We start from the raw sequence: 24,738 nt of genomic DNA on the forward strand, positions 1-24,738 counted from the left end.
ACCGTTGCCGTTAACCCGACGGCGCCGTAGCCTCGGCTGCGCGGACGCGACGTCGCGTCCCAAGACGTGTGGGTCCCCCCCACCGACGTCGCAAAGGAGCGATATGAACACGAAGCTGACGCCGGCGCACGCCCGGCCAGCGAGCGGCAGGGCGCACGCCCCCGCACGAGACCTGGCGGGCCACCGCCGAGGATGGCGGCAGACGGTCGCGAGCGTCGCCGCCGCGGCGCTCACCGTCGGCGGCGCTCTGGTCGCCATCGGCGCCGGCGCGTCCTCGGCCAACGGCGCCGCCCCGACGATCGTCTCGGCGGTCGACTTCGAGGACGGCACCACGGGCACGTGGTCGCAGTCCGGCGGCCCGACGCTGGCCGTCGTCGACAGCCCGGACGGCACGGCGGACGGCAAGGTGCTGTCCATCACGCGCAAGGCGGACTACGAGGGCATCCAGTCCCCGGTCGGCCTGTTCAAGCCCGGCACCACGTACGGGTTCTCGATGCGCGCCCGCCTGGCCGCCGGCGGCCCGGCCTCCAGCGACATCCGCTTCGTGGCCAAGCCGAACTACAACTGGATCGGCAACGCGACCGTCAACGCCGCCGGCTGGACCACGGTCTCCGGGACGTGGACGGCGCCCGCGGCGGCCGACGCCGACCCGGCGACGCTCCAGATCTACCTCGGCACCTCGAACCTGGCCGACAGCAGCGCGTACACGATCCTCGTCGACGACATCGAGATCACCGGCCCCCCCGCTCCGAGCGGCGAGGCCGAGACCGTGATCGACACGGACTTCGAGAACGGCAGTGCCCAGGGCTGGACGCTGCGCGACACCGCCACGACGGGCGCGGCGCTCGCCGTGGTCGACGGCGGTGCCAACGGCACGGCCCACGCGCTGCAGGTCTCCGGCCGCGACAACCAGGGCGACGGCCCGCAGTACTCCGTCGCGGGCAAGCTCGCGGCCGGCACCACCTACCACTTCGACGGCTGGCTGCGGTTCGCCGACGGCCAGGAGCCGGGCGACCTCACGCTGTCGGCCCACACGGTGAACGGCACGGCGGAGAACTTCTCCAACCTGCTCGCGATCACCGGGGTCACCAACGCGTGGACGCACGTCTCCGGCGACGTCACGCTGCCGGCGTTCGACGGCGCGGCGGAGATGTACGTCGAGACCAAGTGGGCCTCGGGCGACGCCGGCAACATCTCGACCTTCCTGATCGACGAGGTCAAGGTCACCAAGCCCGGCGCGTCGCCAATCCAGACGGACATCCCGTCGCTCAAGGACACGGTTCCCTTCCCGGTCGGCGTCGCCGCCGGCTCGGCCGAGACCACCGGCGTCCGCTCGCAGCTCGTGCTCAAGGACTTCAATCAGCTGTCGCCTGAGAACGCGATGAAGCCCGAGGGCTGGTACGACGCGAGCCACAACTTCCGGATGAGCTCCGAGACCAGCGCACTCATGGACTTCGCCCAGGCCAACCACCTGCGCGTCCACGGCCACACCCTGCTCTGGCACAACCAGACGCCCGCGTGGTTCTTCCAGCACGACGACGGCACCGCGCTGACGAACAGCGCCGCCGACCAGGCGTTCCTCACGCAGCGCCTGCACGACCACATCTTCAACGTGGCCAAGACGCTGTCCGACAAGTACGGCCTGTTCGGCTCGTCGACCAACCCGATGGTGTCGTTCGACGTCGTCAACGAGGTCATCGCCGACAACGCGACCCCGGACGGCCTGCGCCAGAGCAACTGGTACAACATCCTCGGCCCGAACTTCATCAACCTGGCCTTCCAGTACGCGAACCAGGCGTTCGACCAGCAGTACGCGGCGCCGGGCACCAACCGCCCGATCACGCTGATCATCAACGACTACGGCACCGAGTCGATCGACAAGCAGAACCGGCTCTTCACCGAGGTCAAGTCGCTGCGCGACCAGGGCGTCCCGGTCGACGGCGTGGGTCACCAGTTCCACGTGTCCATCACGACGCCGGTCAGCTCCATGAAGGCCGCCCTCGACCGCTTCTCGACGCTGGGCGTCAAGCAGGCCGTCAGCGAGCTCGACGTGTCGGTCGGCGACAACGCCTCGAGCGCGCTCATCATCCAGCAGGGCTACTTCTACAAGGACGTCTACAACCTCTTCCGGGCGCACCAGGCGCAGTACGGCGACATCTTCGCCGTGACGCAGTGGAACCTCGACGACGCCCACTCGTGGCTCACGGGCAAGGCGGCGACGCTGTTCGACGGCAACCTCCAGGCCAAGCCGGCCTACTTCGGTGCCATCAACGGCGACCTGCCGGCGCTGCAGCAGCAGGCCAACGTGTTCGGCGGCGACGTCGCGGCCGACGCCTCCGGCTTCGGCGACGTCGCGTGGAAGAACCTGCCCCAGGCCAAGCTGTCCCATCAGGCCGGCTCGTTCGTCATGCGTTGGAACGCCGACCACCTGACGGCGCTCGTCACCGCGACGGGTGCGGCCGACTCGGTCCAGGTCCAGTACGGCACGCAGACCGCGACCGTCACGCGTGGGGGCTCGGTCTCCGGCTACGCGGGCGCCGTCGCCGTCACGAAGGAGCAGTCGGACGGCACGTGGCGCGCGATCGTCCACCTGCCCCACAGCGGCGTCGTCGCCGGTGCGAGCGGCAAGGCGGACGTCCGGGCGCTCGCCTCGGGCGCCGTGGTGGGCTCGTGGAACTCGGCCGGGACCACCGGCGCTGTCACGTTCCTCGAGAACCTCTCCTACACGGAGGTCGCGCAGGCCGACGTCGCCCCGACGATCGACGGCAAGGTGGACCCGGTCTGGGCCACGGCCGGCACCGTCTCGACCGACACGGTGCAGTCGGGCGACCCGAACGGCGCGACCGCCAAGGTCAGGACGCTCTGGTCGGGCGACAGGCTTTACGTCCTCGCGCAGGTCACCGACCCGACGATCGACGTGTCGTCGTCGAACCCCTGGGAGCAGGACTCGATCGAGATGTTCGTCGACGAGGGCAACCAGAAGAACGGCGCCTACACGGCCGGCGACGCGCAGATGCGCATCAACGTCGACAACGTGCGCACGTTCGGCTCGGGCGACGCCGCGCTGCAGAACGCGCGCGTGACGTCGGCGACGTCGCGCACGGCGACCGGCTACATCGTCGAGGCCGCCGTCACGCTCGAAGGCAAGGGCGGTGTGGGCACGTTCCAGGGTCTGGACTTCCAGCTCAACGACGGCACGGGCGGCTCGCGCACCTCGGTGCACTCGTGGGCCGAGCCCACGGGCACGGGCTACCAGACGACGGCCCGCTGGGGTGTCGGCCAGCTCGTGCCGTTCCCGACCGCGCCGATGTCGGCCGCCCAGCTGACCAACGCGGTGCGCGGCAACCTTGCCGTGCCCGGCTTCATCCCCGCGGGTGGCCAGGCGCTCCTGCGCGGCCTGCCGGTGAACACGCCGGTGACCGCCTGGGTCTACACCGCGGACCACGCCGTGCGCACGGTGGGCACGACCGACGCGAGCGGCGCGATCAAGGCGCTCGTCCCGGCGGGTCTGACGTCGGGCACGACGACCAAGGTCGCGGTGTTCGACGCCCACGGCACCTTGCTCGGATGGAATCAGGCCCGGGTCTCCTGACCTGACGCCTCCGTTGTGGGTATGACTTTGGCCCGGTTTCCCGACGGAAACCGGGCCAAAGTCGTACCCACAACAGTCAAGAGGCGGCGGCGACGGTCCGGTGCGCGCTGACCAAGCCCCCGGCGGTCGATCCCGCCTCCGGTGGTCGAGCCTGTCGAGACCACCAGCATGGGAACGGCCCCGTCCCTCCTCGCGGAGGGGCGGGGCCGTTCGTCGTGCGGGTGCAACTACTGGCCGGTGAGCTTCACGACCCACCCCGACTGCACGCCCAGCGCGGACCGCCAGGCCTCGGCCGTCTTGGTGACCGCCTTGGTCGCGCCGGTCGACGTCGTGGCCGTCAGGGTCTTGACCAGGCCGCCGGGGTAGCGGGCGGTGACGGTGACCGCCTTGACGTCCGCGACGGCGAACAGCGTCTTGACCTGCGCCTGGGTAAGCGAGTCGGTCCACGACGCGTACGGGTCGGTCGGGGCGCCCGAGGCGAAGGTCCAGGTGTCGGCGACCGAGACGAGGTACGGCAGCTGGGCGGTGCCCCAGACGTCCGCGTTGTTCGCGGTGCCCCACCCCGTGCCCTTGCCGGTCGAGGCGAAGTACGGGGTCTCGGCGAACGCGCCCGCAGCGTCGTGCACCACGGTCACCGTGTTCTGGCTGTCGTCCCGCGTCTGGTCGACGGCCTGGACCCACGGCGCGTTGGCGGTGAGCCCGGCCTTCTTCCACCCCGTGTAGTTCTGGCTGCGCGTGTCGTCGAAGACGTTGCAGTTGCAGGCGGGGTCGAGACCACCCGGGTACTTCTTGACGTTCTTGTCGTCGTTGAGCTTCCGGATCGCGTAGGTGCGCGTGGCGACCACCTGCGCCTTGAGCGCCTCCTGGCCTCCGGTCGTGCCCCACGACGCTGGCATCTCGTCGATGCCGTACAGGTACTCGGAGTTGAGGATCACGTTGTTGGCGACGTTGATGCGGCCCTGCAGCGACGTCACGTCGAGCGTGCCGTACCGGTACGTCCCCTGCGCGCCGGCGACGGTGGCGGTCGCTGCCGCCGAGCCGGTGGTCGTCCACGTGACCCGCAGGCGGGTCGTGGCGCTCACGGCCTTGTTCGTGACGGACCCGTCGTCGAGCGTGACCGTCGCCGTGACGTTGCTGGCCGACACGCTGGTGGTCACCGTCCCGGCCGAGGCGAACGCCGTGCTCGTCCCGATGGCCGGTGCGAGCGTGAACGGGCCGTCGACGTGGATGGTGGTGGAGGTGCGCGCGTCCGCGGGGTACCCGAGCACCTGGACCGCGATCGTCGTCCACGGGTTGTTAGCGGTGTCGACCTTGGCGCCCGTGTAGTACGTGCCGAGGATCTGCGCAGTCGTCTTGCCCTGCTTCGCCAGGGCGTAGGCCCCGTACTGCGACATGCCCGCGCCGTGCCCCGCGCCCGACCCGGCGATCGAGAACGTCGCGGGCACCACGCGCACCAGCACCGAGGCGCTGGCGACGTTGGCCGCGTTCACGAACCGGTACGTGAGGCCGGGCAGCGGCGGCTTGACCGCCACGGTGCCCTTGCCGGCGGTGATCTTGACCGTGGCCGCCTTCACCCACGTCGTGCCGTTCTTGTACTGGAGCGTCAGTGACGACGACGCGACCGCGGCGCCGTTCGCCAGGTAGGTGACCGACAGCGTGCGGGACGAGCCCTCGGTCACCGTGCCCGCGCCGGACGGCGTGATCGTGGCGACATTGACGGCGACGGCGTTCGATCCGACCTTGGCGGCGGTGCTGTAGAAGCGGTACGTGCGGCCCGTCGTCGGCGGCTTGACGGCCACCGTGCCTGTGCCCGCGGCGATCTTGACGGTGCCGGCGGAGACCCACGAGGAACCGCTCTTGTACTGCAGCGAGACGCTCGAGGAGGCGACCTTGGCGCCGTTGGCCAGGAACGTGACGGTGAGGGTCCGGGCGCCGCCAGGGGCCACCCAGCCTGCGCCGGACGCTGCGAGGGTGTAGGTGGTCGCGGCTGCGGCGGTGCTCGCCCCCAGGGAGATCCCCCCGAGGGCGAGCACCAGCGTCAGGAGCGAGGTGAGGAGCGCCGTCGTCGTCGAGCGGCGTGACAGGGGTGGCATGGCCGCCACCTTGGCACACGCTCTGCCGCAGGCCAAGGGCACGTCCGGACCTTTACGCGATCTGCGTGACCCGTCCGTCGGCGATCCGCAGGCGGCGCTTGGCGCGCTTCGCGACGACCGAGTCGTGCGTGACCATGATGACCGTCAGGCCCTTGTCCCTCCACAACCCCTCGAGCAGCTCGACGATCTCGTCGCGCGTGCCCTCGTCGAGGTTGCCCGTGGGCTCGTCGGCGAGCAGGACCTGCGGCTCCTTGACGAGAGCGCGCGCGATGGCGACGCGCTGCTGCTGGCCGCCCGAAAGCTCGCCCGGCAGGTGGTCGGCACGGTCGGCCAGGCCGACCGATGCCAGCGCCGCCTGGGCGCGCCCCGCGCGGGTCGCGGCGTCGACGTCGGTGGGGACCAGGGCCGTCTCGACGTTCTCCTGCGCGGTGAGCGTCGGGATGAGGTTGAAGGTCTGGAACACGAACCCGATGCGCTCGGCGCGCACCGTGGTCAGGGCCTTGTCGCCGAGGGTCGCGAGGTCGACGGGGTCGCTCGTGCCCTCGCCCGAGGCGCCGAGCCTCACGCTGCCCGATGTCGGCCGGTCGAGCCCGCCGAGCATCTGCAGCAGCGTGGACTTGCCGCCGCCGGTGGGGCCCTGGACGGCGACGAGCTCGCCCGTCGCGATGGTGAGGTCGACGTCGCGGAGCGCGTGCACGACGCGCTTGCCCTGGGTGTAGGTCCGGGAGACCTTCTCGAGCTGGTACATGTCGGTGTCCTTCGTGGATCAGTCGGGAGGTCAGGCGAGGGAGCGGAGGGCCTCGGCGGGGCGCAGGCGAGCGGCGCGGCGGCCGCCGACGACGCCGGCGAGCAGCCCGCCGAGCACCGCCAGGCCCACCGCGGCGAGCACGATCCAGACCGAGACCGGGGCGTGGAGCACCACGTCGACGGCGCTGCTCGCGCCGCGCAACGCGCCGCCCGCGGCGCCGAAGGGCCCTCCGCCCGCACCACCGGCGAACCCGCCGGCGTTGGCGGCGCCGTCGGCCGCCTGGGCCGCACGCGGGCCCCCGAACGAGAACCCGGAGCCGTTCGACCCGGTGAGCGTGATCCCGGCGAGGTTGATCGCCAGCACAGCGATGCCGCCGAGCACGACACCGGCGATGCCGCCGAGGATTCCCTGCGTGACGGCCTCGCCCGCGACCTGCCCGACGACGCGGCGGCGCGACCAGCCGATGGCCTTGAGCGTGCCGAGCTCGCGGGTGCGGCGGTTGACGCCCGAGACGGTGAACAGCACCGCGAGGCCGAACGCGGCCACGAGCACCACGATCGAGAGCGCCGTGCCGAGCTTCGAGACGAGCGACGAGGCGGTGGCGAGCGAGCCGGTGACGTCGCCGGCGAGGTCGGACTGCGTGCTCACGGAGACGTCGGGCAGCGCGGCGGAGATGGCGTCCTTGACGGCGTCGACGTGGGACGACGAGTCGACCGAGACGTAGAGGTTCGTGATCTTGCCGGCGGAGTCCGACAGGGTCTGCGCGACCTGCAGCGGGAGGTACGCGTCCGAGGCCGTCGCGACGCCCGAGCCGCTCGTCGAGCCGACGAGGCCGACGATCTCGAGCGAGGTGCCGCCGACGTCGACGGTGTCGCCGACGGCAAGGCTGTTCTGGTCCGCGTACTGCGCGTCGAGGACGGCGACGTCGGCCTGGGCGTCGCCGGCCTGGAGGGCGCGGCCGTCGGTGACGGTGACGGTGGTGAGCGGGCCGACGGCGTCGGCGGACGGGTCGACGCCGGTGACGCTCATCTGGTTGATGTCGAAGTTGCCGCCGCCGAAGGACCGACGCTGACCGTCGCCCTGCTGGTTCGAGCCGCCGGTCTGCGGGTCGCCGGACGGCGCGTCGCCCGGCTGGGGGAGCTCGCCGGAGAACTTGATGTTCTCGAGGCTGAGCGTCGCTGCCGCGCCCGAGACGTGGTCGAGCCCTTGCACGGTGGTCAGCGCGGCGGCGTCGTACGCCGTCGCGCCGCGGCCCACGATGAGATGGGACTGCGAGAGCTGGGTCGAGCCGCCGTCGGACGACGTCCGGCCGTCGTCCTGGCCGAACTGGAAGCGGCGGCCCTGGCCGCCCTCGCCCGGCTGCGCGGTCTGCGTGACGGTGATGTCGGTGCCGACGCCGTAGACGGCGTCGAGCACGGAGTCCTGGGCGTCGCGGACGCCCGAGGCGACCGCCGACACGACCATGACGAGCGCGATGGCGACGCCCAGTCCCGTGGCGACGACGACGGTCTGCTTGCGCCGGTGCCGCAGCTCGCGGCGAAGGTAGGTGAAGAACATCGCTGCTCCATCCAGGAGGGGCGCGCCGGAGCGCGGGGACGCCCCGACGCTAGGCCGCTCACCTGGGGAGACGTGCCCGCGCGGCTGAGCGGGCACTGGGAGCCGCCTCCCGCGGCGCAGAATGTGACGCGTGCTATGGTCCGACCACTGGTGAGTCCACCGGCGGCCGCTCGGCGGACGCGTCGCGCTTCCGCGCGGCAACGGAACTACGCTGACTCACGACCACAAGGCACATTCGACAAGGAGCACCCGTGGCTAGCATCGAAGCCGTTGGCGCCCGCGAGATTCTTGACTCGCGCGGCAACCCCACCGTTGAGGTCGAGGTCGTCCTGGACGACGGCACGTTCGCGCGTGCCGGCGTGCCGTCGGGCGCGTCGACCGGCGCTTTCGAGGCGGTGGAGCTGCGTGACGGCGACAAGGGCCGTTACCTCGGCAAGGGCGTGGAGCAGGCCGTCAACCACGTCATCGACGACATCGCCCCCGAGCTCATCGGTTATGACGCCGAGGAGCAGCGCCTGATCGACCAGACGCTGATCGACCTCGACGGCACCCCGAACAAGGGCAAGCTCGGCGCGAACGCGATCCTCGGCGTCTCGCTCGCCGTCGCCAAGGCCGCCGCCAAGTCGGCCGGCCTCGACCTGTTCCGCTACGTGGGCGGCCCGAACGCCCACGTGCTGCCGGTCCCGATGATGAACATCCTCAACGGTGGCTCGCACGCCGACTCGACCGTGGACTTCCAGGAGTTCATGATCGCCCCGATCGGCGCGGCCACCTTCAAGGAGGCCCTGCGCTCCGGCGCGGAGGTCTACCACGCCCTCAAGTCGGTCCTCAAGGCCAAGGGCTTCGCGACGGGTCTCGGCGACGAGGGCGGCTTCGCCCCCGACCTGCCCTCGAACGGCGCTGCCCTCGACCTCATCATGGAGGCCATCGAGAAGACCGGCTTCACGCCGGGCTCCGACATCGCCATCGCCATGGACGTGGCCGCGACCGAGTTCTTCAAGGACGGCGCGTACCGCTTCAAGAACGGCGAGGTCCACTCGACCGAGGACATGATCGCCCTCTACGCGAACATGGTCGCCAACTACCCGATCGTCTCGATCGAGGACCCGCTGTCCGAGGACGAGTGGGCCGCCTGGTCGGCCTTCGTCACCGAGGTCGGCGACAAGGTCCAGGTCGTCGGCGACGACCTGTTCGTCACCAACCCGGAGCGTCTTGCCCGCGGCATCCAGGAGAAGTCGGCCAACTCGCTGCTGGTCAAGCTGAACCAGATCGGCACGCTGAGCGAGACGCTCGACGCCGTCACGCTGGCCCAGCGCAACGGCTTCACCACGATGACCTCGCACCGCTCGGGCGAGACCGAGGACACGACGATCGCCGACCTGTCGGTCGCCACCAACGCCGGCCAGATCAAGACCGGCGCCCCGGCTCGTGGCGAGCGCATCAACAAGTACAACCAGCTCCTCCGCATCGAGGAGGCCCTCGACGAGGCCGGCGTCTACGCCGGTCGCAGCGCCTTCCCGCGCTTCAAGGGCTGAGCACGCATCCGGCGGTCGAGCTCGTCGAGACCACCTGAACGACGACGGCGGGCCGTCCCTCTCCGGAGGGGCGGCCCGCCGTCGTCGTCTGCGCGGAGGGGGCGCGCCGAGGCGCGTCCCCCGAGACCGGGGTCCGGGTCGGCAGAATCGGGGCGTGCCTGCTCGTCGTCCCGCCTCGTCCTCTGCCCAGCGGCCGGCCTCCCGGCCCGGCGCACGTGGGGGAGCGTCTGGCGGGCGCTCGACGGCGCAGCCGCGCGGCGCGGCGTCCCAGCCCAGCTCGACGGCGTCCGGTGGCCGTGGCTCGACGGCGTCCGGTGGCCGCGGCTCGGCAGCCCGCCCCACCGCCCCCCGGGCGCGCGCGACCGCCAACGGCTCGGTGCCGGCGTCGGCCCGTGGCAAGGGGGCGCGCGCGATCCTCAACCGGCCCGCCGGCCCGGCCCGCGACGCGCGGCGGCGCTCACGCAACGGCCTCGTGCTGCCCGAGGTCCTGACCGTGCGGCTGCTGGTCCTCACGGTCGTCGTGCTGATCGCGGCCGTGCTGCTGGTGCCCACGGTCCGCGCCGCCGTCCAGCAGTCGATGGAGCTGCACCAGCTGCGCTCCCAGCTCGACGCGGAGCACGCGGAAGCGGACCGCCTGCAGAGCGAGCTCCACCGCTGGGACGACAACGCGTACATCGAGGGCCAGGCGCGCGAGAAGCTGCACTTCGTCATGCCCGGCGACCGCGTGTGGCGCACCATCGGTGGCGACACGGTGGTCGACGACGTCGACCCGGTGACGGGCAAGCCCGTCGAGGCCGGCGTCGTCGGCACGGAGTCGGGCGCCGGCACGCCGTGGTACGCGGCCCTGTGGGACTCCGTGCAAGTCGCGGACGGGCCGGCGGACGAGCCGGGCGCGGCGCAGCCCGGCGCTGCCGACGGCGGCGGGGCGGCCAAGGTGCCGTCTGAGACAATCGGCCAGTGAGCCACCCCGTCCCCGAGAACCCGACCGACGTCACTCCCGCCGATCTCGAGGTGCTCGCCGAGCAGCTCGGGCGCGAGCCGCGCGGCGTCGTCGGCATCGCCGCCCGCTGCGTCTGCGGCCGCCCGCTCGTGGTCCGCACGGCCCCCCGCCTGCCTGACGGCACGCCGTTCCCGACGACGTACTACCTCACCCACCCGGGTGCCGTCGCCGCGGCGTCGACCCTGGAGGGGAGCGGTGTGATGAAGGAGATGTCGCAGCGCCTCACCGAGGACGCCGCGCTGGCCGCGGCGTACCGGAAGGCGCACGAGTCGTACCTCGCCGACCGCGAGGAGCTGGGCCACGTCGACGAGATCGACGGCATCTCCGCCGGTGGCATGCCGACGCGCGTCAAGTGCCTGCACGTCCTCATGGGCCACGCGCTCGCACGCCCGGGCATCAACCCGCTCGGCGAGGAGACCCTGGCGCTGGCCGCCCCGACCTGGCGCCGCGACCGCTGCACCTGCTGACGCGGGCCAACGTCATACCCGCGGCGGCGGCTTCGCGGGCTCTCGCGTCGGTGCGCGGTGAGAGGGTGTCCCGGTGACTCAGCACGTTCCCGCCTCCCACCCCGCCGGGCCCTCCGCCCGCCGCGTCGCCGCCGTCGACTGCGGTACCAACTCGCTCCGCCTCCTCGTCGCAGACGTCGCTGCGGACGGCACGCTGACGGAGGTCGACCGCCGTACGACGATCGTGCGGCTCGGCCAGGGCGTGGACCGCACGGGCGAGCTCGCGCCGGAGGCGCTGGAGCGCACGTTCGCCGTGACCCGCGAGTACGCGCAGGTCGTGGCCGCGACGGGCGCCGGGAAGGTCCGGTTCGTCGCGACGTCGGCCACCCGCGACGCTCGCAACCGCGACGCGTTCTTCGCGGGGATCCGCGAGGCGATCGGCGTCGACGCCGAGGTCGTCTCGGGCGACGAGGAGGCGCAGCTCTCCTTCCGGGGTGCGACCGGCGTCGTCGGCGCGACGCACTCCGGCCCGTACCTCGTGGTCGACCTGGGCGGCGGCTCCACGGAGCTGGTGCTCGGCGAGGCGGCACCCGAGGCCGCGCTGTCGATGGACGTCGGCTCCGTCCGTCTCCACGAGCGGCACCTCCGCTCCGACCCGCCGACGGCCGACGAGGTCGCGGCCGCCCGCGCCGACGTGCACGCCGCCCTGGACGCCGCGGCCGCCGTCGTGCCGCTGGGCCGCACGACGACGCTCGTGGGCCTCGCCGGCTCGGTGACGTCCGTCACGGCGTGCGCCCTGGGGCTGCGGGCCTACGACCGAAGCGCGGTCGACGGCGCGCAGCTCGCCGTCGACGACGTCCTCGCCACCTGCGACCGGCTGCTCGCCATGACCCGCGACGAGCGCCTCGCGCTCGGGTTCCTGCAGCCCGGCCGTGCCGACGTCATCGGGGCGGGGGCGCTGGTCTGGGGCGAGGTGGTGCGGCGCGTGCGCGACGACGTCGCTGCCGCGGGCGGAGCGCTGACCCACGTGCTCACGAGTGAGCACGACATCCTGGACGGCATCGCGCTGTCGATCCGCTGACGCCTCTCAGGCAGCTCAGGCCCGTGGTGGGCGCGGCCGCAGACCATGCCGTGGTCGTCTGAGTGGTTAGGGCTGGGGTGCTGCGCTCACCGTCGGCCCGTCTGGTGGTGATCTGCAAGACGTTTGACGAGCGGACCAAAGTCCCGACGTAGACTTCACCCATGCCTCAGAACGACCTGACCTCGGTCACCCCTGCCCAGGAGGCGGCTGGGTCGCCTCGCGCCCGCAAGGTGCCGCGCATCGTGGTGCTCGGCGGTGGCTCCGTCGGTCTCTACGTCGCCCGGCGTCTGCGCAAGAAGCTGAAGAAGAGCGACGCCGCGATCGTCGTCGTCGACCCCCGCCCGTACATGACCTACGCGCCCTTCCTCCCCGAGGCCGGCGCGGGCTCGATCGAGGCCCGCGACGTCGTCGCGCCGCACCGTTGGGCCCTCAAGGGCGTCGACGTGCTGCAGGGCAAGGTCACGCAGATCAACCACGGTGCCAAGCGCATCACCATCCAGCCCGAGGCGGGCGAGCCGTACGAGGTCTCGTACGACGAGGTGGTCGTCGGCCTCGGCTCGGTCTCACGCACGCTGCCCATCCCGGGCCTCGCGGAGTCGGCCATCGGCTTCAAGAACGTGGAGGAGGCCATCGCGGTCCGCAACCACGTGCTCAACCGCATGGACGTCGCCTCGTCCACCTGGGACGCCGACCTGCGAAAGCGCATGCTGACGTTCACCTTCATCGGCGGCGGCTTCGCCGGAGTCGAGGCGATCGCCGAGATCGAGGACATGGCGCGCTACGCGACGCGCAACTACGCCACGATCGACCCCTCCGACCTGCGCTTCGTCATGATCGAGGGCTCGGGCCGCATCCTTCCCGAGGTCTCCGAGCCCATGGGTGAGTGGGCCCTCGAGGAGATGAAGAAGCGCGGCATCGAGTTCCACCTCAACACGTTCCTCAGCTCGTGCGTCGACGGGCACGTCAAGACGTCGACCGGTGTGGAGTTCGAGTCCGACACGATCGTGTGGACCGCGGGCGTCAAGGCGAACCCGGTGCTCAAGGACGCCTCGGACCTGCCGATCGACAAGCTCGGCCGCGTCATCGTGCTGCCGACGCTCGAGGTCGCGACGGAGGACGGCGCGATCGTCGCCGACGCGTGGGCCGCGGGCGACTGCGCCGCCGTGCCGGACGTGCTGAACCCGGGCAAGTTCTGCCCGCCGAACGCCCAGCACGCGATCCGTGAGGCCAAGAAGCTGGCCGACAACATCGTCGCGAAGCGCGCGGGCAAGCCCGCCGAGGAGTACGCGCACAAGAGCGTCGGTGTGGTCGCCTCGCTCGGCATGTACAAGGGCGTCGCGGAGCTGTTCGGCTTCCTCAAGCTGCGCGGCTTCCTGGCGTGGGCCGCGCACCGCAGCTACCACGTGATGGCGATGCCGACGGGCAACCGCAAGATCCGCATCATCATCGGCTGGATGGGCCAGTTCGCCATGGGCCGCGAGATCATCTCGCTCGGCTCGGTGCACGACCCGCGCGACGAGTTCCGCAAGGCGGCCGTGCCGCCGGCGCCGCTCGGAACCAAGATCGAGCAGAAGGCGGAGTCGTCAGCCGAGACGGCCGCCGAGGGCCAGCCGGTGGAAGCCGCGACGGGCAAGTAACCCGTTCCGTACGCTGTCAGGAGCACCGCACGCCCCGGCGTGGGGTGCTCCTGGCGTCTGCGGCCCCGTGGCCGACGACGCCGGGCCCCCGTAGCCCAACTGGCAGAGGCAGCCGGCTTAAACCCGGCCGAGTCCGGGTTCGAGTCCCGGCGGGGGCACTCACCGTCGACCTCTTTCCGCCGCGACGACGTGGCAGATCGAGCTGCTGTTCACCGCGTACATCGCGGTCATGGCGATCTTCATGATCCCGGTGACCATCTCGACGGGGTTCTTCGCCACCGCGATGGTGCTGCTCATCGCCTTCGCCAAGGACCGCGCGTGGGTCGTCGAGCTCTACGAGACCTGCCTCGGCCTGGGCCTCCCGCTCGGTCCGCTCATCGGCGGCCTGCTGGGCCAGATCTCGTGGCGGGTGCCCTTCTTCACGTGCGGCGTGTTCATGATCGGCGCCCTCGTGTTGTCGCTGACCAAGCTCAAGGACCGGCCGAGCGCCCGGCACCGCTGACCGTGCGTCGCTCGTTCGCCGCGTTCCGGCGCCCGGCGTTCGTGATCGTGGCGATCGTCGTCGCCACCTACAACTTCGTGTTCTTCACCGTGCTCGGGTACGGACCCGTGGCGCTGGGGCTCGGCGTCGTGCCGCTCGGCCTCGTGTTCACCGGCTGGGGCGTGGGCCTCGCGCTCGGCATCCTCGTCATCTTCGGCCGCCGCATCACGGCCGCCGCGTCGGCGGCGGAGGTCGAGGCGGTGGAGGCCACCCCGGAAGAGGCGATGGCGGCGACCTGACCCCTACCGCGTGGGGAGGGGCCGCCAGCCGTCCGGGTCCGGCCCGCCCGGAAGGTCCGCCTCGGGGGCGTAGGGACTCCGCGTGAAGCAGAACGTCCCGACGTCGAGCGCGACGGTGCGCCCGTCGCGCTCGACCGGGCGCAGCGTCTCGCCCAGCCAGTAGCCGCCCTCGACCCCGACCCACGCGCCCGGCTCTCGCGACGGCGCGAACACCGTGCCGCGCCCGCCGCGGGCCGTCAGCTCCAGCAGCCCGTCGCGCCGCACCCGCAGCGTGAATGGTGCCGGGCCCCAGTACCAGGTCCCCGCCAGGTCGAGTGTCTCCGCCGCGACGCCGTCGTCCTCGCCCGGCGGGGTCCAGGGCTCCGCCGCGTCGAGCACGTCGAGCAGCGCGACCGGGTCGTACGCCCCCGCGGTCGAGGAGACGCACATGGCGACGACGTCGCCCGTCGCCGTGTCGGCGCGCAGCCCCGCCTGGAAGCCGGGCACCGAGCCGCCGTGCCCCGCCGTCCGACGGCGGCGGTGGGCCGCCTCCTCCTCCGTCTCCGCCTCGCGCGCCGCGCCGACAGGGTCTCCGCTGCCACGCTCGGAGTCCCAGACCATGACGCCCAGCCCGTACGCGGCGGTCCAGGCGGCGTCGGGCTCGTCGCGCAGCACGCGCGGGGTGCACATGCGCCGCCGCGCCGCCACGGGCAGCACGAGCTCGTCGTCGTCCGCCGACCAGGCCCCCCGGGGCCCGGAGGCCACCAGCCACGACCCGAACCGCGCCAGGTCCGACGGCGTCGACCACACCTCACCGGCCGCGCCCATCGCGGCGTACCCCGGCACGGGCTCGGCGTGCACCAGGTCGGCGTGCGGGTGCACGGCGTACCCCGTCACGTCCGGCCCCGTGGGAACCCGCCCCGTCGACGTCATCCCGAGCGGGAGCCACACGCCGTCGCGCAGCACGGCGTCCCACGGCTGCCCATGGACGACCTCGAGCAGGCGGCCGAGCACCGCAAAACCGATGTTCGAGTAGTGGAACCGGTCGCCCGGCGGCGTGAGCGTGGAGTGCCGGGTCACCTGCTCCCACGAGCGTCCGCCCGCACGCTCCCACCACGGGCCGTCCGGCTCGGCGGGCAGGCCCGCCGTGTGGGAGAGCACGTGCGCGAGCGTCGCGCCCGGCGCCGGCGCGTCGGGCAGGTGCATGCCGACGTCGTCCTCCAGCGCGACCGCGCCCGCCTCGACGAGCCGCATCACGGCGACCGCCACCATCGTCTTGGTGATCGACCCGACCCGGAACGCGTGCTCCGGCCCCACGGCCTCGCCCGACGTCCCGACGACGCCGTCCGCTCCCGCCCACGCCACGCCGCCAGCGCGGGCCACGGCCGCGGACGCTGCGGGCAGCCGCCCGGAATGGCGTTGCGCGGCGAGCGCGCTGGTCAGGGAGCCCCGGACGGCCGGGGAAAGGGCGGCGTGCATCACGTCGGCAAGGTTATGACGCGCCGGAACCATGCATCGCGCGGTGGCGTCGGCGTGCTCATGCTCGTCGGCATCGTGGTGTCGAACGCCCGAGCGGCGCGCCGGGCTGCCCGGCGTGGCCGGTCGGTGGAGGCCGCCGTCCTCGAGACGGCCGCTGCGGTGCGCGCCGGAGCCGGTCCGGCGTGACGACGAGGGCGGGCGCCCGTGCTGGTGCCCGCCCTCCTCCGCTCGCCCAGGGAGCGGGTCGCGCTTCTGGACCGCGGCGCGGGTGTCGTCACATGTCGGTGTCGAAGAAGACGACCCGCTCCCGGACGATCCTCCCGTCGGCGTCGAGCTCGATGGTGCGCGCCGACGGGAACGGCGACGGCGCGCCCACGGGCATGTGCTCGGTCAGGATCACGGCACGTCGGTCGTCGCCAAGGGCGGCGACGACCCGCAGGCCACCGGGCTCGAGGGCTGCGGAGAACTGGGCCAGGCCCTCCATGTAGGGCTCGATGCCGTCCAGGTGGACGTCGTTGACCCAGCACTGCACTCCGTCGGCCACGTGGCGGCGAGCGCCGGCGAGGTCGCCGTCCGTGGCGGCGAGCAGGTGTGCCGTCGCGAGGGCGACTGCGGCCGCGTCGACGACGGGCGGGTTCACGGTCTTGGTCATGGTGGGCTCCTTGGTGCTGCGGCCCGACGAATCGGGCTTGCGGGTACTGACGCCCGTACCGATACCGCCCGCCTCCGGAACTGGGCGCAGTCCCGCTATGCGAGGGTCGCGTCGGGTCCGAACGGGCCGAGCGCGGCGACCTCGAACCGCGTGAGCTCGCGCACCTGGCTACCCGAAAGCGTGAAGACCATGAGGCCGCGCGGCTCGTGCGGGGCGCCCGGTGTCCCCACCAGCGCGAGGGCAAGCGCGGGCTGGCCATTCGCCCGCGTGGGCCGGGCGTCGAACCTGGTGCCGGGCCTGAAGACGAACGCCGCCATGAACTCCGCCACCGGGTCACGGCCGACGTAAGCCAATGGGATCGGAGGCATGGTCAGCCGGACGTCGTCGGTGAGCAGCGCGACGAGCCTTGCGACGTCAGCGGACTCGTACGCGCGGGTCAGCTCGGCGACGAGACGGCGCTCCTCGGGCGAGCCGGCGTCGGGCGGGGCTGGGCGGCCGTCGGACCGGACCTCCCGGTCGAGCGTCGCCCGGGCGCGCTTGAGCGCGCTGGTGACCGACTCCTCCGTCGCGTCGAGCATCTGTGCGACCTCGCGCGCGTGGAAGCCGAGGACGTCGCGCAGCACGAGGGCCGCACGCTGTCGCGGCGGCAGAAGCTGGAGAACCGTGACGAACGCCAGCGAGATCGACTCGCGCGCGGTGTAGCGGGCCTCGGGGTCGTCGGGCGCGGCAGCGACCGGCCCCAGCACCGCGTCCGGGTACGGCTCGAGCCAGGTCGGCTCGAACGTCTGGTTCGCCGCGGGCAGCGCGGCGCCCGGCGGCGGCCAGTCGACGCGCGGGCGACGCCGGGCCGTCCGCAGCGCGACCAGGCAGCGGCTCGTGGCCACCGTGTACAGCCAGGTGCGCACCGACGCCCGCCCCTCGAACCCGGGCAGCCCCCGCCAGGCGGCGAGGAGCGTCTCCTGCAGGGCGTCCTCGGCGTCGGCGAACGAGCCGAGGATCCGGTAGCAGTGCACGTGCAGCTCACGGCGGTAGGGCTCGACCAGCCGCGCAAACGCGAGCTGGTCACCCGCTCGTGCGCGGGTGACCAGCTCGCGGTCCATCGTCAGGCCTCGGCGGCCGTGCGTGCCGTCACGCGTCGCGGCGCTTGATGACGAACGCCGCGGCCACGATCAGCACCGCCGTGTAGGCGCACAGCACCGCGAAGCCGGGCCACGCGTCGAACAGCGGCAGCGAACTGCCGGGCCCGCCGTTCGGGCCGCCGGGGGCGCTGCCACCGCTGAAGGCGGTGATGATGCGCTCGCCGGCCGAGCTCGGCAGCCACTTGTTGAGGTTCTCGGCCCAGCTGGCACTCGTGGCGGAGGCGATCGTGCCGATGATGCTCGGCACCAGGAAGAACAGCGCGACGACGGTGACGATCGCGCCGGGCGTGCTGCGGATGAGTGCGCCGACGGCCACCGCGAAGAGTGCGACCACCGTGACATACAGCGGGGTGCCGATCAGCGCGCGCAGCTGCTCGCTGTCGGAGAGGTCCACGTTGATGTCGTGCGACGACAGGATCGGTTGTGTCACGAGGTAGGCCACCGCCGTCGACACCGCGATGACGACGAAGACGACGAGGGCGATCATCGTGAGCTTGGCCCACAGGACGGGCAGACGCGCGGGGGCGGCGGACAGCGTCGCGCGGATCTGGCCCGTCGAGTACTCGCCGGTCATGGCGATCGCGCCGAGCGACGCGGCGACGAGCGCGCCGAACGAGTAGCCCGCCGTCACGAATGTGGTCGGCGGGATGCCACCGGCCTCTTGGACGCCCTGGGCCGCGTCAGGGTTGCCGCTGACGAAGTTCGTGAACGCGAGCGAGAAGATCAGCGCGAAGCCGATCATGATCACCACGGTCACGCCCAGCACCCACCACGTGGAGCGCAGGCTCCACAGCTTGCGCCACTCCGAGCGCAGCAGGTGGGGGAAGGTGACCTTCGCGTCCGCGAACGGGGATGTGAACGTGGGGCGGGCGGGGGACAGGGTGCTCATCGCGGCTCTCCCGTGGTCGTGGTGGCGGCGGGGGCGGCGGAGGTTCCGTCGACGTGCGTCGGGTCCTCGGTGCGGTACTCGACGGAGTCGGCCGTCAGCTCCATGTAGGCCTGCTCGAGCGTGGACGAGACCGGCGTGAGCTCGTGGAGCGCGACCCCGGCGGTGAGCGCGAGCTCTCCGATCGCCGGGGCCTCGATGCCGGAGACCTCGAGCGTCCCGGCCTCAGTGGCGTCGGCGCCGGCCGTCGCGGCGTCGTCGAGCACGACGACGGTGCCGCCCGCGCGCTCGATCGCGGCGCGCAGCGCGACCGCGCCGGGCGTGCGCACGCGCACGGCGCCACGCGAGGCGCCGTCGACGAACTCCTTGACGGGCGAGTCGGCGAGGATCTTGCCCCGGCCGATGACGATGACGTGGTCGGCCGTGAGGGCGACCTCGCTCATGAGGTGCGACGACAGGAACACCGTGCGGCCCTGGCCGGCGAGGTAGCGGGCGAGGTTGCGGACCCAGAGCACGCCCTCGGGGTCGAGGCCGTTGACCGGCTCGTCGAGGATGAGCGTGCCCGGGTCGCCGAGCAGCGCGGACGCGATGCCCAGGCGCTGGCCCATGCCGAGCGAGAACCCGCCGACGCGCTTGCTTGCGACGGACTCGAGCCCCGTGAGCTCGATGACCTCGTGGACCCGCTGCGCGGGGAGGCCGTGCGTGGCCGCGAGCACCCGCAGGTGCTGGACGGCGGATCGGCCCGGGTGCACCGCGCGTGCCTCGAGCAGGGCGCCCACCTGGGTGAGCGGGGACTTCAGCTGTGCGTAGGGACGTCCGTTGACGGTCACCGAGCCGGCCGTGGGCCTGTCGAGGCCCATGATCATGCGCATCGTCGTGGACTTGCCAGCGCCGTTGGGGCCGAGGAAGCCGGTGACGATGCCGGGGCGGACGTTGAAGGTGATGTCGTCGACGGCGGTCTTGGGGCCGTAACGCTTGGTCAGGCCGTGTGCCTCGATCATGCCCACGAGCCTAGGGCCCCACGCCACCGCCCGGCACGGGGTAAACCCTGATCCCACCCTGGAACTGTCCACAGATGTCGCCCTCTCGTGGCGCATAGGGCCCCGGTGCGGCGAAGATGGGAACCGCTCGGTCCCCGACGGCGTTGGCACAGGGGACAAGGCGAAGGACGCAGGGGCCCGGACCGGGCCGGACCAGGAGGAGCTCGTGAGCAACCCCTACTTCTCGAACAGCGACGTGTTCGGCGAGCCGCACCGCGATGGCGCGCGCCGCCCGGCGGCCGGCGGCGTCGGCACGCGCCAGGCCCCGGGCTACGGTGCCCCGGCGCAGCAGCCGCAGTACGGCCAGACGGCGTACCAGGCCGGTGGGTACGGCGCGCAGACCGCGGACGCTGCCTCGCTGGAGAACCTGTACAACGCGCCCTCGGCGACGACGGCGGACACCAAGCGCCTGACGTACGACGACGTGATCATCAAGACGGGCGGCCTGCTGGCCGTGCTCGTGGTGGTCGCGGCGGCGACGTGGCAGCTGGCCCCGCAGATCTGGCCTCTCGGCATGATCGTCGGGCTTGTCTTCGGCCTCATCAACGCGTTCAAGCGGCAGCCCAGCCCCGTGCTGATCACGCTGTACGCGATCGCGCAGGGCGTGTTCCTGGGCGGCATCTCGTATGCGTTCGAGAACGTCACCGCCAACGGGCAGCCGATCTCCGGCCTGGTCGCCCAGGCGGTGGTCGCCACCATGGTGACGTTCGCGGCCGCGCTGTTCCTGTACAAGTCGGGCCGCGTGCGCGTGACGCCCAAGTTCACGCGCTGGCTCGTGATCGCGCTGGTCGGCTTCCTCGGCTTCCAGCTCGTCAACCTAGTGCTCGTGTGGACGGGCGTGCTCGGCGGTGCGGGTGCTCGCGGGGGTCCCCTCGGCGTCGTCGTCGGCCTCGTGGCCGTCGGCCTCGCAGCGGCCTCGCTGATCGTCGACTTCGACTCGATCAAGCGCGGTGTCGACCAGGGTGTTCCGGCGCAGTACGCGTGGGCGGCGGCGTTCGGCCTGCTCGTGACGCTGGTGTGGCTGTACCTGGAGTTCCTGCGCCTGCTGGCAATCCTCCAGGGCCGCGACTAAGCATGGGGGCATGCGCTACGCAGAGCACGTCTCCGAGCTGGTAGGCCGCACCCCTCTGGTGCGCCTCACGTCCGTCACCGCGGGCCTGTCCGCGACCATCCTCGCCAAGGTCGAGTACTTCAACCCGGGCGGCTCCGTCAAGGACCGCATCGCGCTGAAGATGATCGAGGCCGCCGAGGCGTCGGGGGAGCTGAGGCCCGGCGGCACGATCGTCGAGCCGACGTCGGGCAACACCGGCGTCGGCCTGGCGCTCGTCGCCCAGCGCAAGGGATACAAGTGCGTGTTCGTGTGCCCCGACAAGGTCAGCAAGGACAAGCGCGACGTGCTCGCCGCCTACGGTGCTCGCGTCGTCGTGACCCCGACGGCGGTGCCGCCCGACGACCCCGACTCGTACTACTCGGTCAGCGACCGGCTGGTGCGTGAGATCCCCGGGGCGTGGAAGCCCAACCAGTACGCCAACCCCAACGGGCCGGCGTCGCACTACGAGTCCACAGGGCCGGAGATCTGGGCCGACACCGACGGGCGCCTCACGCACTTCGTCGCGGGCGTCGGGACGGGCGGCACCATCACGGGCACCGGGCGATACCTGCACGATGCCTCAAAGTCCCGGCCGGACGCCGACGGCGGCCGCGTGCAGGTGGTGGGCGTCGACCCGGCCGGCTCGGTCTACTCGGGCGGGGACGGGCGGCCCTACCTGGTCGAGGGCGTGGGCGAGGACTTCTGGCCCGCGGCCTACGACCCGACCGTGCCGGACGAGGTCATCGCCGTGACCGACGCGGACTCGTTCGCGATGACGCGTCGGCTCGCTCGCGAGGAGGCGCTGCTGGTCGGCGGCTCGTGCGGCATGGCCGTGACGGCCGCGCTGCGCGTGGCGCGCCGGCTCGAGGACGAGGACCCCGAGGCTGCCGCGAAGGCCGTCATCGTGGTGCTGCTCCCCGACTCCGGCCGCGGCTACATGTCGAAGATCTTCGACGACGCGTGGATGCGCTCGTACGGGTTCCTCGACGCGTCGGCGGGCGTGACCGCGGGCGACGTGCTGCGCTCGAAGGCCGGCGACATGCCCCAGCTCGTGCACGCGCACCCGACGGACACGGTGCACGACGCCATCGAGATGCTGCGCGAGTACGGCGTCTCGCAGATGCCCGTGGTGGTGGCCGAGCCGCCGGTGAAGATCGGCGAGGTAGCCGGGGCGGTCACCGAGCGGGCGCTGCTGGACCTGGTGTTCAGCGGCCGCGCGGGCCTCACGGACCCCGTCAGCGCCCACATGGAGGAGGGTTTCCCCCTGGTCGGCACCGGCGAGGGCATCGACGCGGTGCGCGACGCGCTCCACGACGCCGATGCGCTGCTCGTGGTCGAGGACGGCAACCCGGTGGGCGTGCTCACGCGGCACGACGTGCTGGGGTTCCTGGCCCGCTGACGTCGCAAGGCGCGTGGGGCAGGGCGGATGGGCTCAGGGCGCGCGGTGGGCGGCCTCGAAGTGGAACCCCTCGCCGCGCGTCCCCTCGGCGCGGATCACGTGCATGACGGCGTTGATCAGCGCCAGGTGCGTGAACGCCTGCGGAAAGTTGCCTAGGTGCCGACCCGTCCGGGTGTCGATCTGCTCGGCATACAGGCTGAGCGGGCTCGCGTAGCCCAGCAGCCGCTCGCACAGGGAGCGGGCCCGGTCGAGGTCACCGATCTCGACGAGCGCGGAGACGAGCCAGAACGAGCAGATCGTGAACGCGCCCTCCTCGGTCTGCAGGCCGTCGTCGGTCTCGTCGACGCGGTAGCGCAGCACCAGCCCGTCCGCGGTGAGCTCGTCGGCGATGGCGCGCACGGTCGCGACGACGCGCTCGTCGTCGGACGGCAGGAACCGCAGCAGGGGCACCAGCAGCAGGGACGCGTCCAGGGCGTCGGAGCCGTAGCGCTGGACGAACACGCCGCGGTCGTCGACGCCCTGGGCGAGGATGTCTGCACGGATCTCGTCCGCGACCTTCTGCCACTGCTCCGCGTAGTCCGGGGCGTCGTACAGGCGGGCCAGGCGCGCGCCGCGGTCCAGCGCCACCCAGCACATGAGCTTGCTCGAGGTGAAGTGCTGCGGCTCGCCGCGCACCTCCCAGATGCCGCGGTCTGGCTCGTGCCAGTGCTGCACGGCCTCCTCGACCTGACGCCGCAGCAGCGGCCACACCGACTCGGGCAGCTGGTCGCGCGACTTCGCGTGCACCCACACGGAGTCGAGCACCGCGCCCCAGACGTCGTGCTGGCTCTGCTCGTAGGCCGCGTTGCCGATCCGCACGGGCCGAGCGTCTTCGTAGCCCGACAGGTGCTCGAGCTCGGACTCGTCGAGCCGCTGCTCGCCGCCCACGCCGTACATGACCTGGAGGTCGTCGTGGCAGACGTCCTGGATGAACGCGAAGAAGTCGTTCGCCTCGCGGTCCAGGCCGAGCGTGTACAGCCCCCAGAGCGCGAAGGTCGAGTCCCTGACCCATGAGTACCGGTAGTCCCAGTTGCGCGGGCCCTGGGGGGTCTCGGGCAGGGACGTGGTCGCGGCCGCGACGAGCGCGCCCGTGGGCGCGTAGGTGAGTCCCTTGAGCGTGAGCGCCGAGCGCTGCAGATAGGTTCGCCACGGGTGGTCGGGGAAGACGCCCTGGGTGATCCAGCCGCGCCAGAACTGCTCGGTGCGCCACATCGCGTCCGCGGCGTCGGCCCACGACGCAGGCGGCGGCTCCTCGCCCCAGGTGAGCGCGATGAACTGCTGGTCGCCCTCGGTCATGCGGCTGCGGGCGTTCGCGCGGCCCTCGCCCAGGCCGATGCGCAGGCTCGAGCTCAGCCGCAGGGCGGGGGGCGCGGCGCCCTCTGCGGCCGGTGCGGCGTCGGGGCGGGCCACTGCCGTGTCATAGCCCTCGCCCTCGTATTCCCACCACGCGGCGTCACGGCCGTAGCCGGGCCGGGGCTCGCACACCACCTCGAGGTCGACCGTGCCGGAGACGCATTTCACCGTGCGCAGCATGAGGTGCTCCGCGTCGTCGTCGGTGGGGGTGCGGCGATGCGTCAGCGAGCGTGTGGTGGTGTGGTGCCACGGCCCCATGACCATGGCGTCACGCACCACGAGCCAGCCCGTCGACGTCTGCCACGTGGTCTCGAGCACGAGCGTGCCCGGCAGGTAGCGGCGGGCCACGGGCACGCGCACCCCATACGGGCCGACGCGGAACAGGCCCGCGCCGCGGTCGAGGATCGCGCTGAACATGCTGGGCGAGTCGGGGCGTGGGACGCACATCCACTCGACCGCGCCCGACGGCGCCACGAGGGCGTTGGTCTCACAGTCGGACAGGAACCCGTAGTCGGCGATCGCCGGGAACGGGCTGCGGCTGTCCGGCGTCATGCCGGGCGAGGACCCGACGGGAGCCGCCTCGTGCGAACCGCGGTTGGCTTCGGGCTTCATGTCCCCAGCGTGCACACGCTCGTCGACCGCGGGCCAGCGCGGACGCTCGCGGCGATGCCCCCGCCCCGACGCTCGTAGGCTGTGCGGGTTCCGTCCCCGACGAGAGGTACCCCTCGTGACCACGCTCCCCACCGCCTCCGGCAGCTTCGGCGACAAGCCCCAGCTCACGTTCCCCGACGGCGGCGCCCCCGCCGGCCTGCAGGTGCAGGTCCTCGAGGAGGGCACCGGCCCCGTCGTCGAGGCCGGCCGCACGATCGTCGTCAACTACCTCGGCCAGACGTGGGGCGGCCACGTCTTCGACAACAGCTACGACCGTGGCGCCACCATCGACTTCCCGATCGGCGTCGGCGCCGTCATCGGCGGCTGGGACAAGGGCCTGGTCGGCCGCAACGTGGGCGACCGCGTGCTCCTCTCGATCCCGCCGGAGCACGGCTACGGCATGCGCGGCGCCCCCCAGGCCGGCATCCGCGGCACCGACACGCTGGTCTTCGTGGTGGACGTGGTCGGCGTCCGCTGACGCACACCCCCACCCCCACCCCCACCCCCTCTGTTGTGGGACTCTGCGGCTCCGGTTATCCGCCCCGATAACCGGAGCCGCAGA

General features: G+C 72.3%; 21 protein-coding genes and 1 tRNA gene. 13 read left to right on the forward strand and 9 right to left on the reverse strand.

The annotated features are described in order from the left end of the window. The first annotated feature begins 103 nt into the window (after window positions 1-103). Complete coding sequence (locus ACO4JP_RS04615) at window positions 104-3,592, forward strand: endo-1,4-beta-xylanase (protein WP_425956212.1); 3,489 nt, start codon at window positions 104-106, stop codon at window positions 3,590-3,592. Window positions 3,593-3,819: 227 nt separating this feature from the next. Here ACO4JP_RS04615 and ACO4JP_RS04620 read toward each other — a convergent pair whose 3' ends face one another. From ACO4JP_RS04620 to ACO4JP_RS04630, 3 genes are read right to left on the reverse strand one after another with little or no spacing between them, the layout of a single operon-like run. Continuing rightward, the gene (locus tag ACO4JP_RS04620) at window positions 3,820-5,685 is read right to left on the reverse strand and encodes a SpoIID/LytB domain-containing protein (protein ID WP_425956213.1); all 1,866 of its coding nucleotides are present in this window, start codon (window positions 5,683-5,685) and stop codon (window positions 3,820-3,822) included. 52 nt (window positions 5,686-5,737) lie between these two features. Beyond that, the gene (locus ACO4JP_RS04625) at window positions 5,738-6,433 is read right to left on the reverse strand and encodes an ABC transporter ATP-binding protein (protein WP_425956214.1); all 696 of its coding nucleotides are present in this window, start codon (window positions 6,431-6,433) and stop codon (window positions 5,738-5,740) included. Between the two features lie 30 nt (window positions 6,434-6,463). Beyond that, entirely contained in the window at window positions 6,464-7,990 is a 1,527-nt protein-coding gene (locus ACO4JP_RS04630; protein ID WP_425956215.1) for an ABC transporter permease, read from the reverse strand. Window positions 7,991-8,241: 251 nt separating this feature from the next. On the opposite strand from ACO4JP_RS04630, the gene eno reads away from it, so the two are divergent. The 8 genes from eno to ACO4JP_RS04670 all read left to right on the forward strand — a co-directional run bounded on the left by eno (window position 8,242) and on the right by ACO4JP_RS04670 (window position 14,469). Beyond that, window positions 8,242-9,525: a phosphopyruvate hydratase gene (gene eno / locus ACO4JP_RS04635; protein ID WP_425956216.1), complete on the forward strand. Its 1,284-nt coding sequence runs from the start codon at window positions 8,242-8,244 to the stop codon at window positions 9,523-9,525. Window positions 9,526-9,679: 154 nt separating this feature from the next. Beyond that, entirely contained in the window at window positions 9,680-10,486 is an 807-nt protein-coding gene (locus ACO4JP_RS04640; RefSeq protein WP_425956217.1) for an FtsB family cell division protein, read from the forward strand. After that, a complete protein-coding gene (locus ACO4JP_RS04645; RefSeq protein ID WP_425956218.1) occupies window positions 10,483-10,992 on the forward strand; it encodes a DUF501 domain-containing protein in 510 nt (169 codons plus the stop codon). Before ACO4JP_RS04640 ends, ACO4JP_RS04645 begins: the two co-directional genes overlap by 4 nt. Window positions 10,993-11,065: 73 nt before the next feature. Continuing rightward, the gene (locus ACO4JP_RS04650) at window positions 11,066-12,052 is read left to right on the forward strand and encodes an exopolyphosphatase (protein WP_425956219.1); all 987 of its coding nucleotides are present in this window, start codon (window positions 11,066-11,068) and stop codon (window positions 12,050-12,052) included. Window positions 12,053-12,213: 161 nt separating this feature from the next. Then, entirely contained in the window at window positions 12,214-13,689 is a 1,476-nt protein-coding gene (locus ACO4JP_RS04655; RefSeq protein WP_425956220.1) for an NAD(P)/FAD-dependent oxidoreductase, read from the forward strand. A gap of 84 nt (window positions 13,690-13,773) precedes the next feature. Beyond that, window positions 13,774-13,847, forward strand: a tRNA-Leu gene (locus ACO4JP_RS04660). 71 nt (window positions 13,848-13,918) lie between these two features. Further along, the gene (locus ACO4JP_RS04665) at window positions 13,919-14,191 is read left to right on the forward strand and encodes an MFS transporter (protein WP_425956221.1); all 273 of its coding nucleotides are present in this window, start codon (window positions 13,919-13,921) and stop codon (window positions 14,189-14,191) included. A 2-nt stretch (window positions 14,192-14,193) separates the two neighbouring features. Beyond that, window positions 14,194-14,469: a hypothetical protein gene (locus tag ACO4JP_RS04670; RefSeq protein WP_425956222.1), complete on the forward strand. Its 276-nt coding sequence runs from the start codon at window positions 14,194-14,196 to the stop codon at window positions 14,467-14,469. Window positions 14,470-14,472: 3 nt separating this feature from the next. Here ACO4JP_RS04670 and ACO4JP_RS04675 read toward each other — a convergent pair whose 3' ends face one another. Next, window positions 14,473-15,927, reverse strand: a complete 1,455-nt coding sequence (locus ACO4JP_RS04675; RefSeq protein WP_425957053.1) for a serine hydrolase domain-containing protein — start codon at window positions 15,925-15,927, stop codon at window positions 14,473-14,475. Between the two features lie 15 nt (window positions 15,928-15,942). On the opposite strand from ACO4JP_RS04675, the gene ACO4JP_RS04680 reads away from it, so the two are divergent. Beyond that, window positions 15,943-16,113: a hypothetical protein gene (locus tag ACO4JP_RS04680; protein ID WP_425956223.1), complete on the forward strand. Its 171-nt coding sequence runs from the start codon at window positions 15,943-15,945 to the stop codon at window positions 16,111-16,113. An 88-nt stretch (window positions 16,114-16,201) separates the two neighbouring features. On the opposite strand, the gene ACO4JP_RS04685 is transcribed toward ACO4JP_RS04680, so the two are convergent. The 4 genes from ACO4JP_RS04685 to ACO4JP_RS04700 form a co-directional block, all read right to left on the reverse strand. Continuing rightward, window positions 16,202-16,579 (reverse strand): hypothetical protein, encoded by a 378-nt coding sequence (locus ACO4JP_RS04685; protein ID WP_425956224.1) that lies wholly within the window; start codon window positions 16,577-16,579, stop codon window positions 16,202-16,204. 95 nt (window positions 16,580-16,674) lie between these two features. Beyond that, window positions 16,675-17,679 (reverse strand): RNA polymerase subunit sigma-70, encoded by a 1,005-nt coding sequence (locus tag ACO4JP_RS04690; protein WP_425956225.1) that lies wholly within the window; start codon window positions 17,677-17,679, stop codon window positions 16,675-16,677. Window positions 17,680-17,707: 28 nt separating this feature from the next. After that, the gene (locus tag ACO4JP_RS04695; RefSeq protein ID WP_425956226.1) at window positions 17,708-18,607 is read right to left on the reverse strand and encodes an ABC transporter permease subunit; all 900 of its coding nucleotides are present in this window, start codon (window positions 18,605-18,607) and stop codon (window positions 17,708-17,710) included. Then, on the reverse strand, window positions 18,604-19,605 hold the full coding sequence (locus tag ACO4JP_RS04700; RefSeq protein ID WP_425956227.1) for an ABC transporter ATP-binding protein: 1,002 nt from the start codon (window positions 19,603-19,605) through the stop codon (window positions 18,604-18,606). Before ACO4JP_RS04700 ends, ACO4JP_RS04695 begins: the two co-directional genes overlap by 4 nt. A 205-nt stretch (window positions 19,606-19,810) precedes the next feature. Here ACO4JP_RS04700 and ACO4JP_RS04705 point away from each other — a divergent pair, with 205 nt between their 5' ends. Next, window positions 19,811-20,716, forward strand: a complete 906-nt coding sequence (locus tag ACO4JP_RS04705) for a Bax inhibitor-1/YccA family protein (RefSeq protein WP_425956228.1) — start codon at window positions 19,811-19,813, stop codon at window positions 20,714-20,716. 10 nt (window positions 20,717-20,726) lie between these two features. Then, window positions 20,727-22,133 carry a cystathionine beta-synthase gene (locus tag ACO4JP_RS04710; protein WP_425956229.1) on the forward strand — a complete coding sequence of 469 codons (1,407 nt, stop codon included), beginning with the start codon at window positions 20,727-20,729 and terminating at the stop codon, window positions 22,131-22,133. A gap of 33 nt (window positions 22,134-22,166) precedes the next feature. On the opposite strand, the gene ACO4JP_RS04715 is transcribed toward ACO4JP_RS04710, so the two are convergent. Beyond that, window positions 22,167-24,137: a glycoside hydrolase family 15 protein gene (locus tag ACO4JP_RS04715; protein WP_425956230.1), complete on the reverse strand. Its 1,971-nt coding sequence runs from the start codon at window positions 24,135-24,137 to the stop codon at window positions 22,167-22,169. Window positions 24,138-24,252: 115 nt separating this feature from the next. On the opposite strand from ACO4JP_RS04715, the gene ACO4JP_RS04720 reads away from it, so the two are divergent. After that, window positions 24,253-24,654, forward strand: coding sequence for an FKBP-type peptidyl-prolyl cis-trans isomerase (locus ACO4JP_RS04720; protein WP_425956231.1), 402 nt, complete (start codon window positions 24,253-24,255; stop codon window positions 24,652-24,654). Window positions 24,655-24,738 lie beyond the last annotated feature (84 nt).

This window comes from Xylanimonas sp. McL0601 (assembly GCF_049852175.1).
In the GTDB taxonomy this organism is placed as follows: domain Bacteria; phylum Actinomycetota; class Actinomycetes; order Actinomycetales; family Cellulomonadaceae; genus Xylanimonas.